Consider the following 22,112-nt stretch of genomic DNA (forward strand, 5'->3'; position numbering starts at 1 on the left):
CTTGATAGGGGACGGTTTGCAGCATAAATATAAACATCCCGAATGCCATCATCATGCAAGCGACATTTATTGGCAATCAGTGTGGTGGCGGGTATGCCTTTTCCTTGAGACCGAGAACTTCTGGCGTGATTATGAATTAATGAAGTCAAAAGGAGGGACTTTCTGTTAAGGTCCTCGCAAAGAAGCCTATGGCATGGTGGTCGTATTTGAAGATATATACGGTAATCGCTGGGATCTCTACCAAAAATAGCAATTACACATCGATGGCAGGTATAATTTTATGATAAAGATTATCTCGGTGAGAAATCAGCTAGAATATAAAGATAAAGCTATTCATTACTTTCAAAGTAAGTGGGCCACGGATGAAACCAAAATGCTTTATCAAGATTGTATTACTCAATGTATTGGTGCAAAAAATCCGTTACCGCAATGGTATTTAATGGAGTTCAATTCTGAGATTATTGGTGGTGTCGGCCTGATTACTAATGATTTCATCAGTCGTATGGACTTGTACCCTTGGCTGTGTGCTCTCTATATTGAAGAACACTTTCGCGGCCATACTTATGGTGCGCTGCTAATAAAACACCTGGCTGAAGAGACCAAACAATTAGGTTTCGACGAATTACATTTATGTACTGACCATATTGGTTTCTATGAAAAATATGGATTTACCTTTACCGGAGTGGGTTATCACCCATGGGGTGAGTTTTCACGAATTTACTCTCTGTCACTGATTTAATCGGGGCCGGGCAGAGTGAAAGAAAGTTACTATAGATGTAAATAAGTTTACGTCTCACTTTTCAGCAGATGCTTGATATAAACTTTTACCCTGTCCGTATTAAACTCAGTCCGTGGTTTATTTATCACCCCACAGACTGAGTATCAGTCTCTAGCTAGCTGATTTTTGCTGATGTAACTCAGCGGGCTGTACTATTTTTGCTTTACCCTCTTTGAGGGGGATATCAATGGGATCTTCGGCAACTTCGCGGGCGCGTTTACGCAAACTAAACCAACCAATGACCAATAATATAGCGACCACCGGTAAAGCTGCAATGGTCCAGGTGCCATTCGGATAGTCGAACGCCATCATCACTAATACACCTGCCAGGAAGAATAATGTTAACCAGGAGGTCACGGGAGCGCCGGGCATTTTGAAGGCGACAGGTTTAGCTGTTCCTTTTTTAATTGCCTGACGTAATTTCATCTGACACACAATGATGAATGCCCATGAGCTAATAATCCCTAATGATGCAATATTCAAAACAATTTCAAATACTTGTGAGGGAACAAGATAATTGAGTAATACTCCGAAGACATAGATGCCGACAGTGACCAGAATCCCGGCATAAGGAACAGATTGGGGACTCATTTTCGACATGAATTTCGGTGCGGATCCCCCCATCGACAATGAGCGCAGAATACGTCCTGTAGAGTAGAGACCGGAGTTTAGGCTGGAAAGGGCGGCAGATAGCACCACAATATTCATAATTGTTCCAATGTATGGAACGCCTAAGTTACTGAAAAATGTTACGAAAGGGCTTTGTCCCGCCTGATAGGCATTCCACGGCAGCAAGCATACCAGTAGCACTACGGAGCCGACATAAAACAGACCAATGCGTAAAATCACACTATTGATAGCTTTGGGCAGCATTTTTTCCGGGTCTTTACATTCCCCGGCGGCAGTACCAATTAACTCGATACCGGCAAAAGCAAATATAACACCTTGAACTAATATCAGTGCGGGGAGTAATCCGTGCGGGAAAAATCCGCCATTATCAGTAATCAGATGCATACCTGACGGGTGCCCGCCAACACTTTGGCCAGTACCGAGAAACACCACGCCCACGATCAGAAATATGGAAATGGCGGCGACTTTGATCAATGCAAACCAGAACTCCATTTCTGCAAACCATTTCACGCCAATCATATTCATGGTAGCGACAATTGAAAGTGCGCCTAATGCAAATAACCATTGGGGCACATCAGAAAAAGTTCCCCAATAATGCATATAGAGAGCAACGGCGGTGATATCGACTATCCCGGTCATTGCCCAGTTTAGAAAATACATCCATCCAGCAACATATGAGGCTTTTTCGCCGAGAAACTCACGGGCATAAGAAACAAAGCTGCCACTGGAGGGGCGGTGTAAAATCAGTTCACCAAGTGCTCTGAGAATGAAAAAAGAGAAAATACCACAGACCAAATAAACCAAGGCTAATGCTGGGCCAGCCATTTGCAAGCGAGCACCGGTGCCCAAAAATAAGCCAGTACCAATAGAACCACCGATCGCTATCATTTGTATATGACGTCGGCCCATACTTTTGTGATAGCCCGTATCATGAGAATCTAACCAGCGTTTTCTCGCCGCGTGATGGGTTTCTGCAGAGTGTTTTCCTGACATCATAGACATTCCCTATTTTCCTGTCTGTTGTGCAATCATCGTGAATGTATTACTGCAACCGATTGCTAAAGGTTAATGCATAAATAGCGTCTTAGCGCCTTCACTTGTTATGGTATATATCATTACTATTGAATTATGGGAGGGCATGCTATCGTTTCTGTCGTGATGAGGCAAAATAATATTCACATATAAATTATTTTTTTTATTGTATTACCGAAGTCAGTAATTGAATGGCTAATTTTAATTTATAATTACACAAAATGCTTTCATATAAATACATTCTCTATGAGTATTGATTAAATTCAGAGTGGTTCGCAACTGTCTGTTGTATAAGTGAATGTGGCGAGTTTGGTTTTTTAGTTATAAAACTATTTAGTATTTTTTATGCGAATTATTTTTAGACTTATTTTATATTTTGTAATTATTTTTCATCATTGAATTGCACTTTTCTTAACTTGGTAGGGGGTTCTTTGATATTCTTTAAATTTATTATTTATTTTTTCATAAAAGATTGTTAACCATAGTATTCACATGATAATTGAATTGTATTTAACAAATTAGGCCAATAACAAGTTAAACCCTGATGTTGAGTGAGAGGATATTGAGTTAGATTGGATAAGCACAATGATTGATGAACAGCTATCGAGGTTGCTCGCAGGTTTGCTATACATTAAACTGTGTTTTTTATTTTTGTCATCAATGGAAGACTGAATGCTAATTTCCACATATAAAATATTAATTTGCTTATTATCAACTAAGAATCATAACAAAAAAAACTGAAAATCTTCAAATTATTTAATTACAAAACACCGAGTTAAGTTAATTAAAATAAACCTGTAGTGCTGTTAACAAATACAGTAAGTATATGTCTGTTTACTATTCTTTCATTCTGGTTTGGGTGGTATTTTTAGGCGGTGCATTCGTATCCTACATTTTTTATTGATATCGTTAATAGTTTTACGTGCCAGGTTTGCCAAATTTTTGAATGAGTTAGGCGATATTTTTACCTCTATTTTCTTCGGTGTCACCCAACATTAGGTCCAAAATGAAAAAAATACATCAGGATATTACTCTCACCCCTGTCGAAGGTGTTGATATGGCGGATAAGTCCGCTATCAAAAAATTATTTATCAGCTTAAACCAGATGAATATCAATACCATGCCAATGGCATTATTTATGACCATTTCGGCCATTGTGTTTATTTCGGCTTATTCCAGCTATCTACCCAAGAATATGATTGGTGGTTTGGCGGTTATTATGACGATGGGCTTTGTATTATCTCATATTGGTCGCCATATACCGGTCTTAAAAGATATTGGTGGCCCGGCTATTTTGTGTCTCATGGTGCCGTCAGTGTTGGTTTACTTCGGTGCTTTCCAAATCAATACACTAGATACGGTCCACTTGTTGATGAAGGAGGCGAATTTACTCTATTTCGTCATCGCTAGTCTGGTGGTTGGCAGTATTCTTGGTATGAATCGCGTGGTGCTTATTCAAGGAATGACGCGAATGTTTGTTCCATTGGTGGTGGGAACCCTAACTGCCGTCGCCACCGGTTTGCTGGTGGGTAAGTTATTCGGTTTTACCCTTTATCACACATTCTTCTTTATTATCGTGCCGATTATCGGTGGGGGGATTGGGGAGGGTATCTTGCCTTTATCATTGGCTTATTCAGCCATTCTTGGGCAGAGTCCTGATATTTATGTCGCGCAGTTGGCCCCGGCTGCGGTAATGGGTAACATTTTTGCCATTATTTGTGCGGGAGTGTTGGCCCGTATTGGTATCTGGCGTAAGGATTTGAATGGCGAGGGAATGTTAATTCGTTCAGCACAGGACAATGCGATATTCACTTCGCAAGAAGGGCCAAAACAAGCTGACTTCCAGTTGATGGGCGGCGGATTATTGATGACCTGCGCTTTCTTTATTGTGGGCGGATTATTTGAAAAAATCGTGCATATTCCCGGCCCGGTACTGATGATTTTGATTGCCGTGATGTGTAAATATGCGCAAGTTATTCCGACCAAAATGGAGCAGGGCGCGCACAGTTGGTACAAATTTGTCTCTACTACATTGGTTTGGCCCCTGATGATTGGCCTGGGGATGCTGTATGTTCCGCTAGAAAGTGTTGTCGCGGTGTTCTCCATTGGCTATGTCGTGGTGTGCGGCTCTGTTGTTTTATCAATGGCTGCGGTCAGTTTCATTATCGCCCCTTATCTAAATATGTATCCAGTAGAAGCTTCCATCGTGACCAGTTGTCATAGTGGATTAGGGGGGACGGGGGATGTTGCGATATTGTCGGCATCTAACCGCATGTCATTGATGCCTTTTGCCCAGATAGCAACCCGCATCGGCGGTGCATCCACCGTGATTGGCGCTACCTTGTTGTTAGGTTGGATAATGTAAATGATTTTTGTGTGAATGATATAACCAACGGTATTTCTTATTGGATACCGTTGGTTATTAAGTTTTAGCGCCCATACTATTGGCAATACTGTTTCAATACCTCCTGCTGGCTGGGCATGAGTTTATAAAGATAAACTGGGCGGCCTGTTGCACCATACAGAACTTTAGTGCTTAGAACTTCAGTATCAGATAGGTAAATCAAATACTTACGGCAAGATACTCGTGAGATTCCAATAGCGTTCGCCATCTGTTCAGTCGAAAATTCGCCATCTTGCACTTCTTGAATCCATTCACAAACAGTGCGTAGTGTTTGTGCTGTGAGTCCTTTGGGTAATTTTTTTCGCTCGGCAGGGGCGGCATTACTCCGCCGTAGTAAGGAGTCGACATCCTCTTGGGCACAATATTCGCGTTGCCCTAGCAAACTCTGTTTTTCACGATAAGTCGACAGGGCTTCTTCAAAGCGCGAAAATTGGAATGGCTTAATTAAATAATCAACAACCCCATATTGCAGCGCTTTTTTGATGGTATTCACATCAGTGGCGGATGAAATAACAATAACATCGGTATGTTCACTAAATTCACGTAGGACGGGTAATAAATCTAATCCATTGTCTTGGCGCATGAAAACGTCTAATAGCACCAAGTCAATGGGGTGCTCTGCTGCCATTAAATGATCCCGGGCTTGCTGCAAACTGGATACTGACCCACAACAGTTGAAACCTGCCACTTGGTTCAGATAACACTTGTTCAGCTCAGCGACCATTGCGTCATCATCCACTATTAATACATTAATCATGATTTACCGCGCTGTTGTTTGAAATATTGTCACTAGAAGTCGTGTTATTCAAGGTGATATCGTAGGGAAGACTGATAAAGAATTGTGTAAAAACGCCCGCTTCAGAATCAAATTCAATATTGCCGCCAATACTTTCTAAACTCTGCCGAACCAGGCTTAAACCTATGCCGTGTTCATTCCCTTTGGTGGAAAAACCATTATCAAAAATACTGTCTTGTAACTCTGCTGCAATACCTGGCCCATCATCACTGACAACACAATGTACCCGGCCATGTTGATAATGGAAGCTGACATTAATTTCCCGTTGAGACTGGTCACCAATGGCTTCCATGGCATTCTCAATCAGATTGCCTAAAACTGTAATTAAGGTCGTCGTTATTTGTTCATTATCAATATCCGGTAACAGGCTATCGTCGCTGATGGATAATGTAATGCCCAAATCGCGCGCTCGATTGATTTTGCCCAGTAAAAATCCCGCAATCACGGGGGATTTTATCTTGCGCAGTAGGGAACCAATTTCCGCCTGATAATTATTGGATGTTTTAACAATATAATCTTCAAGTTGTTGATAATACTTCATATGCAATAAGCCCAAAATAACGTGGAGTTTATTCATAAACTCGTGCGATTGTGCTCGTAATGCATCGGCATAATGCACCATACCGGTCAGGCGCTGCATCAATTGGCTGACTTCAGTTTTATCGCGGAAAGTGGCGATGGCACCAATAATATCGCCTTTCACGACCACCGGAACGGTATTGGTCAGCAATATACTGCCATTAAAGTTTATTTCCTCATCACGGCGGGCAATACCGGTTTCCTGAACTTGCTGTAAATACAAACGCACAGGCCAATATTTGCTGGCATTACTGAGTAGTAAATTCTCCATTGGCCCACTTTGTTTAAATAAACGCTTGGCTTCGTGATTAACCACAGTAATACGTGAATTAGCATCAACAGCGATAACGCCTTCTTTAATCGATTGCAGCATCGCGTTGCGCTGTTCAAATAAGTTAGATATTTCGTATGGCTCGAAACCCAACATGATTTTTTTCAGTGTTTTCACTAAAAGCCAGGTGCCGAGTGAGCCAATAAGTGCCCCAAATAATATGGTCCACGGGATAGTCCAGCGGGTTTCACTAACAACCGAATCAATACTGGTAAGAGAAATCCCAATGGCCACCACGCCTATTTGTTTCCCGTGAGGCTCATAGACAGGAATAAAAATACGCAACGCTCTTTCCAGTACACCCCGGTTTATCGCGCTATTTTCTTTGCCCTGTAGCGCAGGTTGCAAATCATTGCCGATAAAATGTTGTCCGATCATCTCAGGATTAGGATGTGAATAACGAATGCCATTCATATCAGTCACAACAATAAATAGCAGGTCATTAGCCTGTTGAACTTCGCGGGTATAAGCCTGAATTTGTCGTCCTGCTTCAGGATTAGTTAATCCATTAATGATGGTCGGTGAAAATGATAAGGCCCGAGCGACAGCTACCGCTTTGTTTTGCAAACCATCTTGTGCCATCTGGCTGAGCTGAATGAAGAATAGCGAGTGAACCACCAATAGCACAGAAATAATAACTCCTGAAACCATGAGAGTGATCGACGTACTGAGTCGTAACGGCACTTTTTGCTTTCCAGCCGTTGTTGCGTTATTCATGTCATGCTCCAGAGACACCGGCTTGCGTAATCTTCAGACGTCTAAATTGATGACCGGGGTACGGTATAAATAGTTGCAAAAAAAACAGTATGCAAACGAAATCACCTGATAGTTTACGCTGTTTATTTATTAGGGTGCTAAGACTTAGAATTACTTTAGCTACATAACGATTTATATAGTTATCAAATTTACCCCCTCGAGAGATTATTCACTCAGTGTATGAGGGGGGGGGGAGACTATTTGTAATTAATCAGATTGGCGCGGAACTTGGGTGATAATCAATTCAATCTCTTTGGCCGCTAGTTCATCCTGGGCTGTCGATGACAGGCTGGCATCAGTGATAACTACATCAAAATCGGTGAGAGGTAATGCCAAATAGGTGGATATCTTGCCGTATTTTGATGCATCAGTCAGTAGCACGCGCTTGCTACTCACCTCACTGACCGCCCGTTTGACCACCACTTTGTCTTCGCTCGGTGTCGATATGCCACGCGGCCCCCAGCAGGATGCTGAAATAAAAGCGATGTCGATGGAGAGGTTTCGCAGTGAGCGGGCGGCCGCATCACCGACACAAGAACGGTTCTCTCGGCACAATGTGCCACCAGAATGGATCATTTTGCATTGGCAGGATTCAATCAGAAAATTGGCAATAACAAAGTCATTAGTGACCACCAATAAATCATCTCTGGCCTCTAACTGCCGAGCTAATGCTAGTGTGGTGGTTCCAGCATCGAGATAAATACAACTATTGCGCGGAATATGCAGCGCTGCCGCCATCCCTATAGCATTTTTCTGGCTGCTGTACATCTGCGTTTTATCTTGATGGGAGGGTTCAGCCGTCAGCCGTTCAGTTGATCTCACCCCGCCGGAAACAGCTAATACCGCACCCTGTTCTTCCAGTTTTTGTACGTCGCGCCGAATAGTCATGTGCGATACGCCTAACCGCTCAGTCAGTTCAGTAATGCTGACTACCCCGCGTTCGGCAACCAGTGCCAGTATCTGTTGGTGACGTTCAACGGGTATCACGTTCGCTCCTTATTCAGTTATTTCGCTACAGGGAAAGTGGTAATTAATGTGATTATACGCCAGCAGTTAGAGAATATTTCTCATATTTTAACGCTAACAATCACTAATTTATTCATTTCATTCCTTATTGTGGTAATAACTGAGCCAGTGATTGCGTTAATTATTGTGATTTTTAGACTCGCGGTGTTGATTTGTGTGATTTTTCTCACAATAAATCAGGTTTTATTTGCTATTATTAACATAATAAATCAAATTATCACCAAAATTAACAATCAAAATATGACTTATACAGCAACATCAATATGTGTCATTGGGTCTGGCTTGATAAAAAATAGGAGAGTATCGGATGCGATTAGGGGTTATTGCAGATGATTTCACCGGTGCTACTGATATCGCCAGTTTTCTGGTAGAGAATGGCATGTCGACGGTGCAAATCAATGGCATACCTGAGGTAGATTATCAGGTGCAAGCAGATGCGATTGTGGTGAGTCTAAAATCGCGCTCTTGCCCAGCCGAAGAGGCTGTAGCGGATTCACTGGCGGCTTTGGCGTGGTTACAAACTCAGGGCTGCCAACAATTCTATTTTAAATATTGCTCGACGTTTGATAGTACTGCGCAAGGTAATATTGGCCCGGTCACCGACGCATTAATGGATGCTCTCGATCAGCAATACACCATTATTTGCCCAGCTCTGCCCGTGAATGGCCGCACGGTATATCAGGGATACTTATTTGTTATGGGGCAATTATTGTCTGAGTCCGGGATGCGCAATCATCCGGTGACACCAATGACCGACAGCAACCTGTTGCGCATGATGGATGCACAAGCCCGGGGGCGTAGTGGTTTAATCAACAATACAGTGATGGATCAAGGCGTTGACGCAGTAAAATCACAGTTGCGGAGCCTGAAAGAGGATGGCGTGCGCTATGTGGTGCTAGACACCTTAAACGAGACTCACTTGCTAATACAGGCTGAAGCGGTACGCGACATGGTGTTGGTGACCGGAGGCTCGGGTTTGGCAATCGGCCTGGCCCGGCAATGGATGAAAGGTATTGAACATCACTCACCGGCGACGTTAGCTGGGGCTCCACAAGGTAAACTGTGTGTCATTTTATCCGGTTCTTGTTCGGCGATGACCAATCGGCAGGTTGCTCGATATATTCAACAGGCACCTAGCCAATCAATTGATATTGCCCGTTGCCTGAATGACCCTGAATCTTATGCTAAAACATTATCTGCTTGGGTGATGGATAATATCTCAGCGCCATTGGCTCCTTTATTATATGCCACTTCTGAACCTGAGGTTTTGCAGCAAACCCAGCGGCAGTGGGGGGCGGCGGCCAGTAGTGAAGCGGTTGAACATCTGTTCGGAACATTGGCACGTCTTTTACAGCAGCAGGGGATCCAACGTTTCATTGTGGCGGGGGGCGAAACGTCGGGTATGGTCGCGCAATCGCTGGGTATTCGGGCTTTCCATATTGGGCCGGCCATCTCCCCAGGGGTTCCCTGGGTAAAATCTACCGATCACGCCATTTCACTGGCGTTGAAGTCGGGTAATTTTGGCGATGAAAACTTTTTTGTCAGAGCACAAACGGAGTTCGCAGTATGAATGAGCAGCAGGCTCGGGAAGATATGGTCAAGTTGGGCGCCTCTTTTTTCCAGCGAGGCTACGCCACCGGTTCCGCCGGAAATCTGTCATTAAAGCTGGCTGAAGGTATATTATTAGCCACCCCGACCGGTTCCTGTTTAGGTGAGCTGAATGCAGAGCGGTTATCAAAAGTTAGTTTGGAGGGTGAGTGGATCTCTGGTGATAAGCCCTCAAAAGAAATTAGTTTTCATCGGGCCATTTATCTCAATAATCCTGCGTGTGGTGCCATCGTCCATTTGCATTCTCTTTATCTAACGGCACTTTCTTGTCTGCAAGGGCTGGATGAGCACAATGCTATTAAGCCTTTTACACCTTATGTGGTGATGCGAGTCGGTGATGTTCCTGTGGTGCCATATTACCGTCCTGGAGATAGTCGGTTAGGCGAGGCGTTAGCAAAGTTGGCCCCGCAATATCGTGCTTTTTTATTAGCTAATCATGGCCCGGTGGTGGTGGGGGAAAGTTTGCGCGAGGCGGCGGATAATATGGAAGAGTTAGAGGAAACTGCGCGTCTGATATTTACCCTGAGCGACCGGCCTATTCGTTATCTGACCGATAATGAAGTTGCCGAATTAAGGAATTAGCCATGCCTAAATTTGCCGCTAATTTATCCATGATGTTTACCGAAGTCCCTTTCCTTGAACGTTTTAAGGCTGCTAAAGATGCTGGTTTTTCTGCCGTAGAGTTTTTATTTCCCTACGATTATCCAGCCGCACAATTGGCGGAAAAACTGAAAGACCAGGGGTTGCAACAGGTGCTGTTTAATACCTCACCCGGCGATATTCGTACCGGTGAGTGGGGGCTGGCCGCACTGCCGGGGCGAGAAAAGGATGCCCGTCGTGATATTGATTTAGCATTGGAGTATGCGCGGGTGCTGGGCTGTCCGTCTGTCCACGTTATGGCCGGCGTGGTGCCTGTGAATGCGGCTCGGGAAGATTATCAGCAGGTTTTTGTTGAAAATATTCGTTATGCCGCAGACCGGTTTGCCGAACATGATATTAATGTCATGATTGAAGCATTGAACCCAAATATAAAACCTCATTACCTTTTCTCTAGCCAGTATGAAGTGCTGGATTGGGTTAATCTCATCGACCGCCCCAATGTGTTTATGCAGTTAGATTTATTCCATGCACAAATAGTAGATGGTAATCTCAGCCATTTAATTACCTCGTTGGCGGGGCGTTATGGTCATATTCAGATTGCATCAGTACCAAATCGTCATGAACCAGATGAAGGTGAGATTAATTACGCTTACTTATTCGGGCTACTTGATGAGATTAACTATAATGGTTGGGTCGGTTGCGAGTATCATCCCCGTATGGGTACAGTAGCAGGGTTAGATTGGATAAAACCCTACCAGTCATAAATAGTTAATTGTTGGTCAGACTCGAGTGTCGAAATACACTGAATGGCGATATTCGCGGCTCTTTATCGATAATAATTGACTAATATTTCAAATTAATGCCACTTGACATATTAATCTGCTGTTTTCAATTAGATAATCCCCGTTAAAAAACCACCTTCCTTATCTTTATTGTCATGATATTGCAATGGTTCTGATTTTTTTTCTCTCGATAAGTATAATCACATTATTCAAAACAACTGATATACAGCTTTCTTAAGCTAGGATATCTTATTGTGAGAATTTTATGATTTATTGATAAAGCTAAGGATCAATGAAGCAAAAAATCATTATTACTATTTCATATAAAATAAAACGTAGAGGTATTTCTGTCGCTTAAAATAAGCCATAAAGGTAAGAGAAAGGCAGAAAATAAACAGGCGGTAAACGGGAGATCACGACATGCCTACAGATGATAGTAAAAATGGAATTATCGACTATGTATCAACCGGGCATCTACCGGACCCAGACACTGTAGTTAAATTAGTGCAAGAAGCTCACAAGCGGTTTGGTACTGATACTGATGGTGTGGTTTCTGCGGTTTATCCCGCATTAGAACGCATTCCTCCCAATCTCTTTGGTGTATGCATGGTCGGCACTAACGGTAAAGTACATTCAGCCGGCGATGTCGATTATGAATTTACCATCATGAGTGTCTCCAAACCTTTTGTTTTTGCTTTGGTCTGTCAGGCCATTGGGGCGAAAGTTGCACGCGAAAAACTCGGCGTTAACAGTACAGGTATGGCATTTAACTCAGTGACTGCCATTGAGCGGGCACCCGATGGACGCACTAATCCAATGGTTAACTCTGGTGCTATCGCCACCACCAGCCTGGTACCGGGCGCGACCAGTGATGAGCAGTGGAAATTCATTTATGACGGTTTATGCCGCTTTGCTGGCCGTGAACTGACCTTGAATGAAGAAGTGTATCAATCAGCGTGCGAAACCAATTTCCGCAACCGTGGCATTGCTAATGTGTTGGAAGGCTATGGCCGCCTGGGGTGTGATCCGCTCATCGCCACAGATTTATATACCCGCCAATGTTCACTCAATGTCAGTGCCCGAGATTTAGCTGTCATGGGCGCGACCCTGGCTGACGGGGGCGTCAACCCACTGACTCGCGAGCGGGTTGTAGATAATGATGTCTGCCATTACGCATTAGCGGTAATGGTAACCGCTGGGTTGTACGAAACATCTGGGGACTGGCTTTATGACATTGGCCTTCCTGGGAAAAGTGGTATTGGTGGCGGAATTGTGACGGTGTCACCTGGTAAAGGTGGCTTGGGGACTTTTGCACCGTTACTGGATGGCGCGGGTAACAGCATTAAAGGGCAACTGGCAGCCCGGTTCTTATCACGTAGTCTTGGGATGGACATGTTTGTTTCTGAGCCTTACACCGAAAAAAGTTGAGCCGTGAGAGTCAGGTATAGCCCAAAAACCGGTTAATTTAATGTGAAAGTGTTTTGTGAAACCGGATTTAGCTTAAAAAATATTGTTTTTCAAAAGGATAGAAATATTTATGGCGAGTCAATCAACTCACCGCGCAGGCGCGGAAGTTAAGGAATCTTGGGTGCCGATGATAACCATCGCATTAGCCCAAATTCTGATGTCATTTAACGTAGCCTCCCTGCCGGTAGCGTTGGGTGGGATGGTAAAAAGCTTTAATGTGCCACCGACGACGATTGCAACCGCAATCGTGATGTACTCACTGTCTGTTGCCGGTTTCGTTATGTTGGGTGCCAAACTCAACCAGCGCTTCGGGCCATTGATCGTATTCCGCAGCACGGTATTGTTATTTGGTATGGCGCAGGTCATGATGACATTCAGCCCGAATGTAACCGTGATGATTAGCGCCCAGGCATTAAGTGGCCTGGCAGGTGCAGCGTTGGTGCCCGCTTTGGTGGCTTTGATTGCTGAAAACTATCGTGGTACGCAACAGGCTACGGCACTAGGTGCTTTAGGTTCTGCTCGTGCGGGTGCCGGTGTAGCGGCATTCATGATCGGCGGCGTTCTGGGAACCTATATTGGCTGGCGTCCGGCGTTCGGTATTTTGATTGTGTTATCTGCAATCATCTTTGTGTTGAGTTTCCGTTTGAAATCAGACCAAGGTCGCCCGGAAGTGGGCATCGATATATTCGGTGTGATTCTGGCGGCATCGGCGATTATTTTGCTGTCGTTTGGTTTTAACAACCTGAACCGCTGGGGCTTTGGCCTGGTTCGTGATGGTGCGCCATTTGATTTGCTGGGCTTCTCACCGGCACCCTTTATGATTGTGCTGGGTATTGTCCTGGGTCAAGCATTTGTGGTCTGGACCCGCCGCCGCCAGGAACAAGGGGAAACTCCTTTGCTGGCACTGGAAGTGCTTAGCTCACCGACGGAGAAAGCGGCGGTATTCGCTATGTTCGCCGTGGTGGCGCTGGAAGCTATGCTGAACTTCTCGGTTCCGTTGTATATTCAGATAGTGCAGGGCAGTACGCCGATGGCAACCGCCATTGCCATGATGCCATTTAACTTGTCAGTGTTCTTCTCCGCGATGTTGATTGTTCGTTTCTACAAAAAATTGACACCACGCAAAATCGGCCGTTATGGTTTCATCACCTGTACTATTGCTCTGTTATGGCTGGCATTTGTGGTGCGCAATAATTGGAGTGAGTTCGCTGTACTGTTTGGTTTGGTGGTGTTTGGCCTTGCTCAAGGTGCTTTGGTAACTTTACTGTTCAACGTATTGGTCAGTGCTTCACCGAAAGAACTGGCGGGCGATGTCGGTTCACTGCGTGGCACCACTAACAACTTGGCAAACGCCATTGGTACCGCAGTAGCGGGTGCCTTGTTGGTCGGTTTGCTCAGTGCCAACGTGATGCGCGGTGTGGCTGAAACCCCGATCCTGACACCAGAAATTCAGGCGCAAGTGAATATGGACAGCATCAACTTCGTCAGCAATGACCGCCTGCAAGGCGTGTTAGCGCAAACCACTGCAACACCTGAACAGATCGCTGAAGCTGTGCGAGTCAATGAAGAAGCTCGTCTTCGTTCGCTGAAGTTTGGCTTATTGATTATGGCGTTGTTATCACTGTTGGCTATCTTCCCTGCGGGTCGCTTACCTAATTATCTGCCAGGAGAATTACCTGCGGACAATCTGGCTAAAAAAGACGCTAAATAAGGGTTGATAAAGTAAAATAGCAGGCAGTAAAAAAGACTGCCTGTCTGCTGTGAACTGACAGTGTGTTGTGAATACAGCCGCTGTCAGTTTTTTATTAGCCTTATCCAAAATGCTCACTAGACAGCATCACTTTCCGATGGCTGTATCGTCAGCGTTTTTTGTGCTGGCCCCGGTTCTAAGGGCAAAGACAATCCATGAACCCAATATTCATGACCTGCCAGAAACCACGGGCTAGTGGGGTGCCCACTTTGGCCGCCAGGCAGGGTTAATGTTCCTTTTGATGCATCACCCGGATAGGCAACAAGGCGACATGAAGCACCAAAATCAGGGCGGCAAACATGGGGCAGATTGTGATCGCCAGAAAGTTCATCATCAGGCGCGGCCAGAAACAACCTTAATGCGGGGATGTTTTTGGCGAATGGGTGCATGATAGCGGCCTTATTTGCTTTCCCCCAAGTCGCTGCAAATAATTGACCTTCTTGAGCCACCAGCGCGGCTAACACGGTATCCAGTTGGCTAACAATAAAGTCATCCCAACCAGTAAACCCATGAGGCACCCATTTTGTATGCTGTGCTGAATGAATTAAGGCCATGACGGTTTCGTCCCACCGAGTATTGGCCGTCAAATAATTTGCCGATGGCCACTGTGCTTCTAACTGGTTATCTAACTTACCGAATAGATTTTTATAAATCATATCCCGCCACACAGATAGGATACGATATCCGACAGAGGAGATATCTGCGCTCCCCTCCCATTGATATATTAAATCAAGAGCCTGACGACGGAGTGGCTGATTAATTAGAAAATTATCCGTTATTAATGGCACGAGAACTTTCCGCCAGGCAATAAATAGATTGGCGGTATTATCTAACTGTATTGCTCGCATATCATCAGCGTTTAGCTTGGTTTCTTCAATAAGACGCTGCTTAATTTCCCATGCTCGCACACCAATATCGGTACCGCCATCACCAATATTGTCATAGTCTGAACTGAAGCTTTGGCGGTTGTTGGCATTCCACAAAAGCCCTGATGGGGGATTAATAATTCGAGGGTGTTGTGCGGCGGGCAGAGCATCATCTTTCCATTGGTTATTTTCATCAACGGGAAATGTATTGACGTCACCTTTTATATTACGGTCAGGTAATGTTCCGACCAGTGCCCAGCCAATATTACCATTCTTATCAGCAACAAACATATTTAGCGCGGGCATACCAGAGTTTGTCGCGATATCAATGGCCTGAGAAGCCGTAAAGGCTTGGTTAATCGTTAGAAAGTGTAGATCAATAGCATTGGGTAATTGCATTGCCCATCGCATTGCCATATTACCTTGTGCGGTTGATATCACCGGGCCATAAGGGCTAACGTGGATATCAATTTTAATATCCTTACCTCGTTTAACTTTAATACATTCTGTTTTTACCGGCCAGTGTGACAAAGGTTCGGGCGTTTTTACCCAATCCAGCGTATCTGCATAGGAATGTGTAAAGCCCCAAGATATATGCTCATTGCAGCCAATGATAATGACCGGTACACCCGGTAATGTCAGGCCAGATAATGCGAATGTTTCCTTTTTATCCTGTGACGAATAGTTTAGTGATGCACGATACCAGGTATTCGGTAACATCAGCGACAGGTGCATATCATTTGCCAGTATTGCTTGCCCGTTTTTACTGTGTTTGGCATCAACCGCAAAACTATTACTCCCATAAAATGGGGCTTGGGAGGGTAGTGTTCGCACATTTTCATGGCCCTCTCCCCACCAATCTGGTGGTGTTTCTGCAATCGGAGGCGATGGGGGGACTTGCCCAGAAAGAGGTGTATCCCAAGAGGAGCTATCAGGTAGTAGAAACGTTTTCTGGGCTAGATTGGTATGCGTATCAATCCACCCTCGGGCATAAACTCGGCCCATTTGTTTCTGTTGCAGTTCCAAAGACAACGCATAAAGGACTAATAAAGAATCTTCCTCTTTCCATTGGGTGGCTTCAGTCATTAAAACAACATATTCAAATGAAACTATTATTTTAGACTTTAAGCCGTCATTAACACCTTGGGTATATTTCGCTAATATATTTTTCTCCTCTATTGGCAAGCCTGTTAGTGTGTTTATTGCCTGTGAGCGTAATAACCAACGGCGATTTTGGATGTCGATTTCAATGACTTCTTTTTCATCGCCTAATAGTTCGGCTAGTTCACCGGCTGCAAGGCGCCGTAATAAATCCATCTGGAAAAAACGCTCTTGTGCATGGATATAGCCCAGGCTGTAGCTGACATCCTCTATATTATCCCCAGTAATACTCGGGATGCCTAATTTATCCCATTCGATAGACACCGGTTTAGATAATATGGATGATGTGATGCTTCCTTCTGTTGTCGGCAAGCTGTGAAGGAAAACCTCATTCTCCTCAATTGAACACGAAGATGTTTTTAATTTAGCAAAAAAGTCATTATCAATAATTAATGAGTCAATAAGTTTATTTAGCATATTTAAAAGATAAATTCTAGGTGATTATTTTAAATGGTCATAAAAGTAAAATAATACCCTTTCATTATCGCCTCCATCCGTTACAGGCTTATTTTGGTCAATTCCATGGTCAGTATTCATAGCTATTATTGAATACTGGGTGAGTAAGTCTCATTGATAACTATCTTTACTGTGTAAAAATAAAGCAATTTATTGTGGCAGATTTTGTTCTATTGTCGTTAATCAAAAAGAAAATAAAATATATAAAAGGAGAAACAAGAATACTGATACGCGAGACGCAACACGGTGAGCAAGGCAGCTTGAGGGGGGAAGGCGCTTACGCGCCAAGTCTGCTGGGAACTTATTGTACCGAGATGAGTATCGTGATTGAAGGAAACTGCAAATGATGCATAAATTCGCGTAAAATCAGCAAACGTGCGGCAAATTCATTATCTGCGGGTATCCCCTCAGAGGCTGCCGGTCTGCCCATCATAACCGCAGCCAGCCGGTCAAACATCCGCTCAACAGACTCTAGGGACATCACTATTTCTGCTTGCATGGGTAAACCCGCAAGTTGTGCAATTTCGACCATATAATGGTCGGTAGTAATCAATCGTGAGGTTTTATTTACAGCAGAACTGATTCTAATGACTTCATCTTCAACCACCATAATGGCGGTTTCCATCTCATCTGCCGTGGGGGGATTATGTTTGAAATAGTTCAACGCAACATGATTCGAGCCAACAGTAAGAAGCTGTTCAGAGAAAATCATGTCAGAATCATCGATGATCACCGTTGTCGATTGATGACCAATAGTTAGCAGCGTTATTAAACAATTGCCACCGATAGTGGCGCGAATATGTTCATATTCCGTTTGAATGTTATTCATCACTAAACCGCCTTGTTCATTGCCATTACTCTTTCTTATCTTGCGGGATACGCCGCATTTATTAAACAAAAATTCAAAAGACTAAATATTTTTTGATACGGATCAAGACACATTTCTGTTGTTTAGTGTTAATGTTAATAAATCTCATTATCAACCTCATGTGCGTCACTCATTATGCGAATTTGGCACAAATTTTTCCTGCTTTGCTGCTGTTGGTGGCTATCCAGTTCTATGGCGTGGGCGACACCAGATTATCAGCATTGGGTCAATGATATCCAATCCCGCCTTGATAAAACCTCTCAGTTGTACCAACAACAGAATAATGATGAGGCTCGCACCACGGTGCAAATGGCGTATTTTGAAGTGTTTGAGAATTTGGAAGGGCCGATTCGTATCAATATTTCGGCGCAGAAAAGTTATCAAATGGAAGCCGCTTTTGGTGAAATCCGGCGCATGATCGGTGAGGGGAAACCACAAGCCGAGGTTGATAATAAAATTAACTGGCTGAAAGGTGAGTTAATCGCCGTGCTGCCAGTCCTGACAGATGGGCATAAACTTACTGCCGAACAGCAACATGCCGCATATGAAAATAGCGATATTGCGCTCTACTGGCAGCAGAGTTTTAAGATTATTGATGACTTATTGGCGCAGGCTATCAGTGAATACCAAGAGGGTAAATTTACTGCTGCCAGCCAAAGTGTGCAACAAGCGCACTATCAGGGGTTTAAAAACTCTGAAATGGAGATGTCGGTGCGCGGGAATCGCTCAGCGCAACAAGCAGCAGCAATTAATCAACAATTCACAGCTCTCATCGATTTAACCAGCAAACCGGACCAAATAACTGAAGTTGCTTACCGTGTCACTGGGCTACTTCAGACCATTGAAGATACATTGCCGGGTTTACCGACGACGCGCGAACAGCAACAAGTTAGCGCCGATCAGCCTGCTATAGGGCAATCTTCACCATCAAATGCTAACCCCGATGGGCAGGTGAATGCCGACTGGGCGGCTGTTTCGAGCAAAATAAATCAGGCGATTACCAATGCCATCAATCAATACCAGAATGGGCAAACCACGCCAGCAATGATGGCCATTCAGGATACTTATTTTGATTTATTTGAAGCCAGCGGCATGGAGAATAAAGTTGGCTCGCGCGATGCTGCATTTAAATCCACATTAGAAGGTCATTTCACCCGTTTAGTCAGTTTGATAAAAGCTGGCCAGCCAGTTGAACAGTTACAAACAGAAGCTGCCGCCTTGCAAAAAGACTTGGGCAGTGCGGTCGAAATGCTCGGAGGCGGGGATGAAACTGATTGGAGTCTGTTCATTTACAGCCTGCTTATTATTGTCCGCGAAGGGCTGGAAGCCTTGCTGATTGTGGCCGCTATCATCGCCTATCTGATCAAAAACGATCATCACGATAAATTGCCACTGATTCGCCAATCTGTCGTGGTGGCCTTAATTGCCAGTGTGTTAACTGCCTTTGTCTTCCAGTGGCTATTTGCCAATTCAGGGCAAAGCCGTGAATTACTGGAAGGTTTCACCATGATGATTGCCGTGGTGATGCTGTTCTCAATGAGTTATTGGTTGCTATCAAAGACGGAAGCACACCAATGGAAAGCTTACTTGGAGGGGAAATTCTCCAAGTCACTCAGCAGTGGATCAATGATAGGGCTATGGCTGACCAGTTTCTTGGCGGTATATCGCGAAGGCGCTGAAACTGTCCTGTTCTATCTGGCTTTAATGGGTGATGCCAGTACAACCAGCGGCCATTTATCGATTTTGGCCGGTTTTGGGGTTGGCTGCGTTATCTTGCTGCTGGCTTATCTGGTGATGCGTTTTACTGTCGTCAAATTGCCGCTAAAACCTTTCTTTATGTTTACTGGCGGCTTTATGTATCTGATGGCATTTGTGTTCGCCGGCAAGAGTGTTCTTGAATTGATTGAAGGTAAATTATTTGAGCCAACACTGCTACCAGGCGTGCCAGAAATTAGTTGGTTGGGGATTTATCCCTATCTGGAGACCTTGATTCCGCAAGGAATACTGCTGATTGCCGCACTGGTTGCGCTGTGTGTCATGCAGCGGCGTGGTCGCGCTATTTCGGCAAATAATATCGCAACATAGTGGCCCGGCATGATGCCGGTATGAATAACGAAATGTACTTATCATTTAATACCTGAGGGTGTGCTACATGACTATGAAGAAAACGATTATTGCCAGCAGCATCATGGCCAGCATTTTTGCAGCCCCGGCTGCCTTCGCCTTTAAAGAGTACCCAGCGGGTGAACCTATCAAAATTAATGATATGGAAATTGCTGCGGTTTACTTACAGCCGATTGATATGGAACCTCGCGGCATGGGCTTGCCAGCAGCGAAAGCCGATATCCATTTAGAAGCAGATATTCATGCTACTGAAGGTAATAAGAACGGTTTCGGCGCTGGTGAATGGATGCCGTACCTGACTATCGCATACACCTTAGTGAATACGGATACAGGCGCTAAACAAGAAGGCACCTTTATGCCAATGGTAGCCAGTGATGGCCCACACTATGGCGCTAACATCAAAATGATGGGCGTAGGCAATTACAAAGTTACCTATCATATTAGCGAGCCATCCAAAGCAGGTTTGCATCGCCATACCGATAGCGAAACCGGTGTCGGCCGCTGGTGGAAACCCTTTGACGTGAGCTACGACTTTAAATACACCGGTCTGAATTGATAACAACAACCGCGATGGCCGAAACAGTTATCGCGGTTTTTCTTCATATTGAACAGTCAGTTAAGGGTGTTATCAGTTTCCTGTAAAGTTGAGCAGTGATAACTGGCAGGTGTTGTGATTCCTCCAAGGTGTGCTAATGAGTTACTTTTTTGTTTCCGTATTACAAGCTTTTTTACCCGTGGCGTTGTTACTGGGGCTAAGTTGGGCGGTTAGGCCCGCGCCTGCAATAAATCGGGTCGTATGGATAACAATACTCATGGTGGTTTTGGGAATGTGGGCCGGTGCCCATTACCCTAAATCGCAACAATTGCAGTTAGCTCTGGCAGGGGGGCAACTCCTCGCATTGCTATTATTCTTATTAAGCCAATTTACTCCTCGCCGCTCATTAGGCTATTGCTGGCAAGCTTTGTTGGTATTGGGTGCCGCCTTTAATTGGGGAAATAACCCCAATCTGGGTGCCTTTACCAATACTCACGTGATCAATACCGATTTGCTGCTCAATTTGGCAGCCATTGTGGTGGCATTCACTTGGGTAATATTCTGTGCGGTATTATTGCTGATGATGATTAGGCAGTTGCCGCGTGGCCGCTGGCCATTGTTAATGCTTTTAACACTCTTGCTGATTTTGCCACTCAGTGGCGATGCAATCCTGTTATTGATGAAGTTACAGGTGTTGCCGTTAACCAAATCACTACTCAGTTATGTTGCTTTAGTCACCAATGGACATGCCTGGTTGAGCTACCTGTGTGCGCTATTGTTGGCGATAACAACTCTGTGTTATTTAATGCCGTTGCGCCGCGCCAGTAGAGTGGTGGCCGGAAACTCAGAACCCATTGCCCATCGCAAGGCACTGGCAGGTTATCGTAACGTACGCAGAATCTTTATTTTCGCCTTGTTAGCCTGGATTGTGGTTGCAGGTGCCCAATTTTACTGGGATAAAGTCGCCTCTCAACCACCTCAATTATCTGAAGCTTTGCCCGTCACACTCGCCGCCGATGGGCTAGTGCATATTCCCGTCGAGCAAGTGCGGGATGGTAAATTACACCGTTTTGTCTGGGTGGCTGATGATGGTAAAGCTGTTCGCTTCTTTATTATCAACCGCTATCCAGACCGTTTGCGCCTGAGTGTGGTTTTTGACGCCTGCTTGTTATGCGGTGATCAGGGCTATGTGATGGAGGGCAATCAGGTCATTTGTGTTGCTTGTGCGGTGCATATTTTCATTCCGTCTATTGGTAAAGCCGGAGGATGCAACCCGATCCCGCTGGAAGATTGGAAAAGTGATGATAAAGAGTTGGTTATTCCCAAAGCTTCTCTTGAGGCGGGCGTTAATTATTTCACGACTGTGATTACCTTAGATGTAATTGATCCGGTTGACAAAACTCACCTGACTAACCAAAAGGCCGAGTTCAAATACAGCTATGGGGATAAAACCTACTTCTTCTCGTCGGAGGCCAATTACAATCGTTTCCGCGCACATCCTGAGCAATTTGTCACCCCAGTTATCGGTGCTGAAGACAATGACTCGCAGGAGAACCCATAATT

Annotated in this window: 16 protein-coding genes and 1 pseudogene; 11 read left to right on the forward strand and 6 right to left on the reverse strand. The window is 44.6% G+C overall.

The annotated features are described in order from the left end of the window. Positions 1–56: 56 nt before the first annotated feature. Positions 57–250 (forward strand): annotated as a pseudogene (locus tag DXZ79_RS20930) (VOC family protein); the annotation flags it as partial. 30 nt (positions 251–280) lie between these two features. Further along, positions 281–739: a GNAT family N-acetyltransferase gene (locus DXZ79_RS09020; RefSeq protein WP_120011223.1), complete on the forward strand. Its 459-nt coding sequence runs from the start codon at positions 281–283 to the stop codon at positions 737–739. A gap of 150 nt (positions 740–889) precedes the next feature. Here the strand turns inward: DXZ79_RS09020 and ansP are convergent, their stop codons facing one another. Further along, the gene (gene ansP, locus DXZ79_RS09025; RefSeq protein WP_038639570.1) at positions 890–2,404 is read right to left on the reverse strand and encodes an L-asparagine permease; all 1,515 of its coding nucleotides are present in this window, start codon (positions 2,402–2,404) and stop codon (positions 890–892) included. A 1,042-nt stretch (positions 2,405–3,446) separates the two neighbouring features. Here ansP and DXZ79_RS09030 point away from each other — a divergent pair. Beyond that, positions 3,447–4,805: a 2-hydroxycarboxylate transporter family protein gene (locus tag DXZ79_RS09030; protein WP_038633618.1), complete on the forward strand. Its 1,359-nt coding sequence runs from the start codon at positions 3,447–3,449 to the stop codon at positions 4,803–4,805. A gap of 76 nt (positions 4,806–4,881) precedes the next feature. On the opposite strand, the gene dcuR is transcribed toward DXZ79_RS09030, so the two are convergent. From dcuR to ygbI, 3 genes are all read right to left on the reverse strand, one after another. After that, a complete protein-coding gene (dcuR, locus tag DXZ79_RS09035) occupies positions 4,882–5,601 on the reverse strand; it encodes a two-component system response regulator DcuR (RefSeq protein ID WP_038633615.1) in 720 nt (239 codons plus the stop codon). Then, on the reverse strand, positions 5,594–7,267 hold the full coding sequence (locus DXZ79_RS09040; RefSeq protein WP_120011224.1) for a sensor histidine kinase: 1,674 nt from the start codon (positions 7,265–7,267) through the stop codon (positions 5,594–5,596). Before DXZ79_RS09040 ends, dcuR begins: the two co-directional genes overlap by 8 nt. Before the next feature lie 246 nt (positions 7,268–7,513). Continuing rightward, on the reverse strand, positions 7,514–8,293 hold the full coding sequence (gene ygbI, locus DXZ79_RS09045; RefSeq protein ID WP_038633610.1) for a DNA-binding transcriptional repressor YgbI: 780 nt from the start codon (positions 8,291–8,293) through the stop codon (positions 7,514–7,516). Positions 8,294–8,639: 346 nt separating this feature from the next. Here ygbI and otnK point away from each other — a divergent pair, with 346 nt between their 5' ends. The 5 genes from otnK (at position 8,640) to DXZ79_RS09070 (ending at position 14,500) form a co-directional block, all read left to right on the forward strand. Next, entirely contained in the window at positions 8,640–9,902 is a 1,263-nt protein-coding gene (gene otnK, locus DXZ79_RS09050; RefSeq protein WP_038633607.1) for a 3-oxo-tetronate kinase, read from the forward strand. Next, complete coding sequence (gene otnC, locus DXZ79_RS09055; protein WP_038633603.1) at positions 9,899–10,522, forward strand: 3-oxo-tetronate 4-phosphate decarboxylase; 624 nt, start codon at positions 9,899–9,901, stop codon at positions 10,520–10,522. Before otnK ends, otnC begins: the two co-directional genes overlap by 4 nt. Positions 10,523–10,524: 2 nt before the next feature. Next, a complete protein-coding gene (gene otnI, locus DXZ79_RS09060; protein WP_038633600.1) occupies positions 10,525–11,304 on the forward strand; it encodes a 2-oxo-tetronate isomerase in 780 nt (259 codons plus the stop codon). Between the two features lie 438 nt (positions 11,305–11,742). Beyond that, positions 11,743–12,750 carry a glutaminase A gene (glsA, locus tag DXZ79_RS09065; protein WP_038633597.1) on the forward strand — a complete coding sequence of 336 codons (1,008 nt, stop codon included), beginning with the start codon at positions 11,743–11,745 and terminating at the stop codon, positions 12,748–12,750. A 109-nt stretch (positions 12,751–12,859) separates the two neighbouring features. Further along, positions 12,860–14,500 carry an MFS transporter gene (locus DXZ79_RS09070; protein ID WP_038633595.1) on the forward strand — a complete coding sequence of 547 codons (1,641 nt, stop codon included), beginning with the start codon at positions 12,860–12,862 and terminating at the stop codon, positions 14,498–14,500. Positions 14,501–14,616: 116 nt separating this feature from the next. On the opposite strand, the gene DXZ79_RS09075 is transcribed toward DXZ79_RS09070, so the two are convergent. Both DXZ79_RS09075 and DXZ79_RS09080 read right to left on the reverse strand, forming a co-directional pair. Then, positions 14,617–16,983: a penicillin acylase family protein gene (locus tag DXZ79_RS09075; protein WP_120011225.1), complete on the reverse strand. Its 2,367-nt coding sequence runs from the start codon at positions 16,981–16,983 to the stop codon at positions 14,617–14,619. Positions 16,984–17,323: 340 nt separating this feature from the next. Continuing rightward, positions 17,324–17,851: a hypothetical protein gene (locus DXZ79_RS09080; protein ID WP_120011226.1), complete on the reverse strand. Its 528-nt coding sequence runs from the start codon at positions 17,849–17,851 to the stop codon at positions 17,324–17,326. A 174-nt stretch (positions 17,852–18,025) separates the two neighbouring features. Here DXZ79_RS09080 and DXZ79_RS09085 point away from each other — a divergent pair, with 174 nt between their 5' ends. The 3 genes from DXZ79_RS09085 to DXZ79_RS09095 all read left to right on the forward strand — a co-directional run bounded on the left by DXZ79_RS09085 (position 18,026) and on the right by DXZ79_RS09095 (position 22,110). Next, on the forward strand, positions 18,026–19,975 hold the full coding sequence (locus DXZ79_RS09085) for an FTR1 family iron permease (RefSeq protein WP_120011227.1): 1,950 nt from the start codon (positions 18,026–18,028) through the stop codon (positions 19,973–19,975). Positions 19,976–20,042: 67 nt separating this feature from the next. Then, entirely contained in the window at positions 20,043–20,570 is a 528-nt protein-coding gene (locus DXZ79_RS09090) for an iron transporter (RefSeq protein WP_038633586.1), read from the forward strand. 136 nt (positions 20,571–20,706) lie between these two features. Next, complete coding sequence (locus DXZ79_RS09095; RefSeq protein WP_038633583.1) at positions 20,707–22,110, forward strand: Fe-S-containing protein; 1,404 nt, start codon at positions 20,707–20,709, stop codon at positions 22,108–22,110. The last annotated feature ends 2 nt before the right edge of the window (positions 22,111–22,112 follow it).

The organism is Yersinia rochesterensis, from assembly GCF_003600645.1.
GTDB lineage: Bacteria > Pseudomonadota > Gammaproteobacteria > Enterobacterales > Enterobacteriaceae > Yersinia > Yersinia rochesterensis.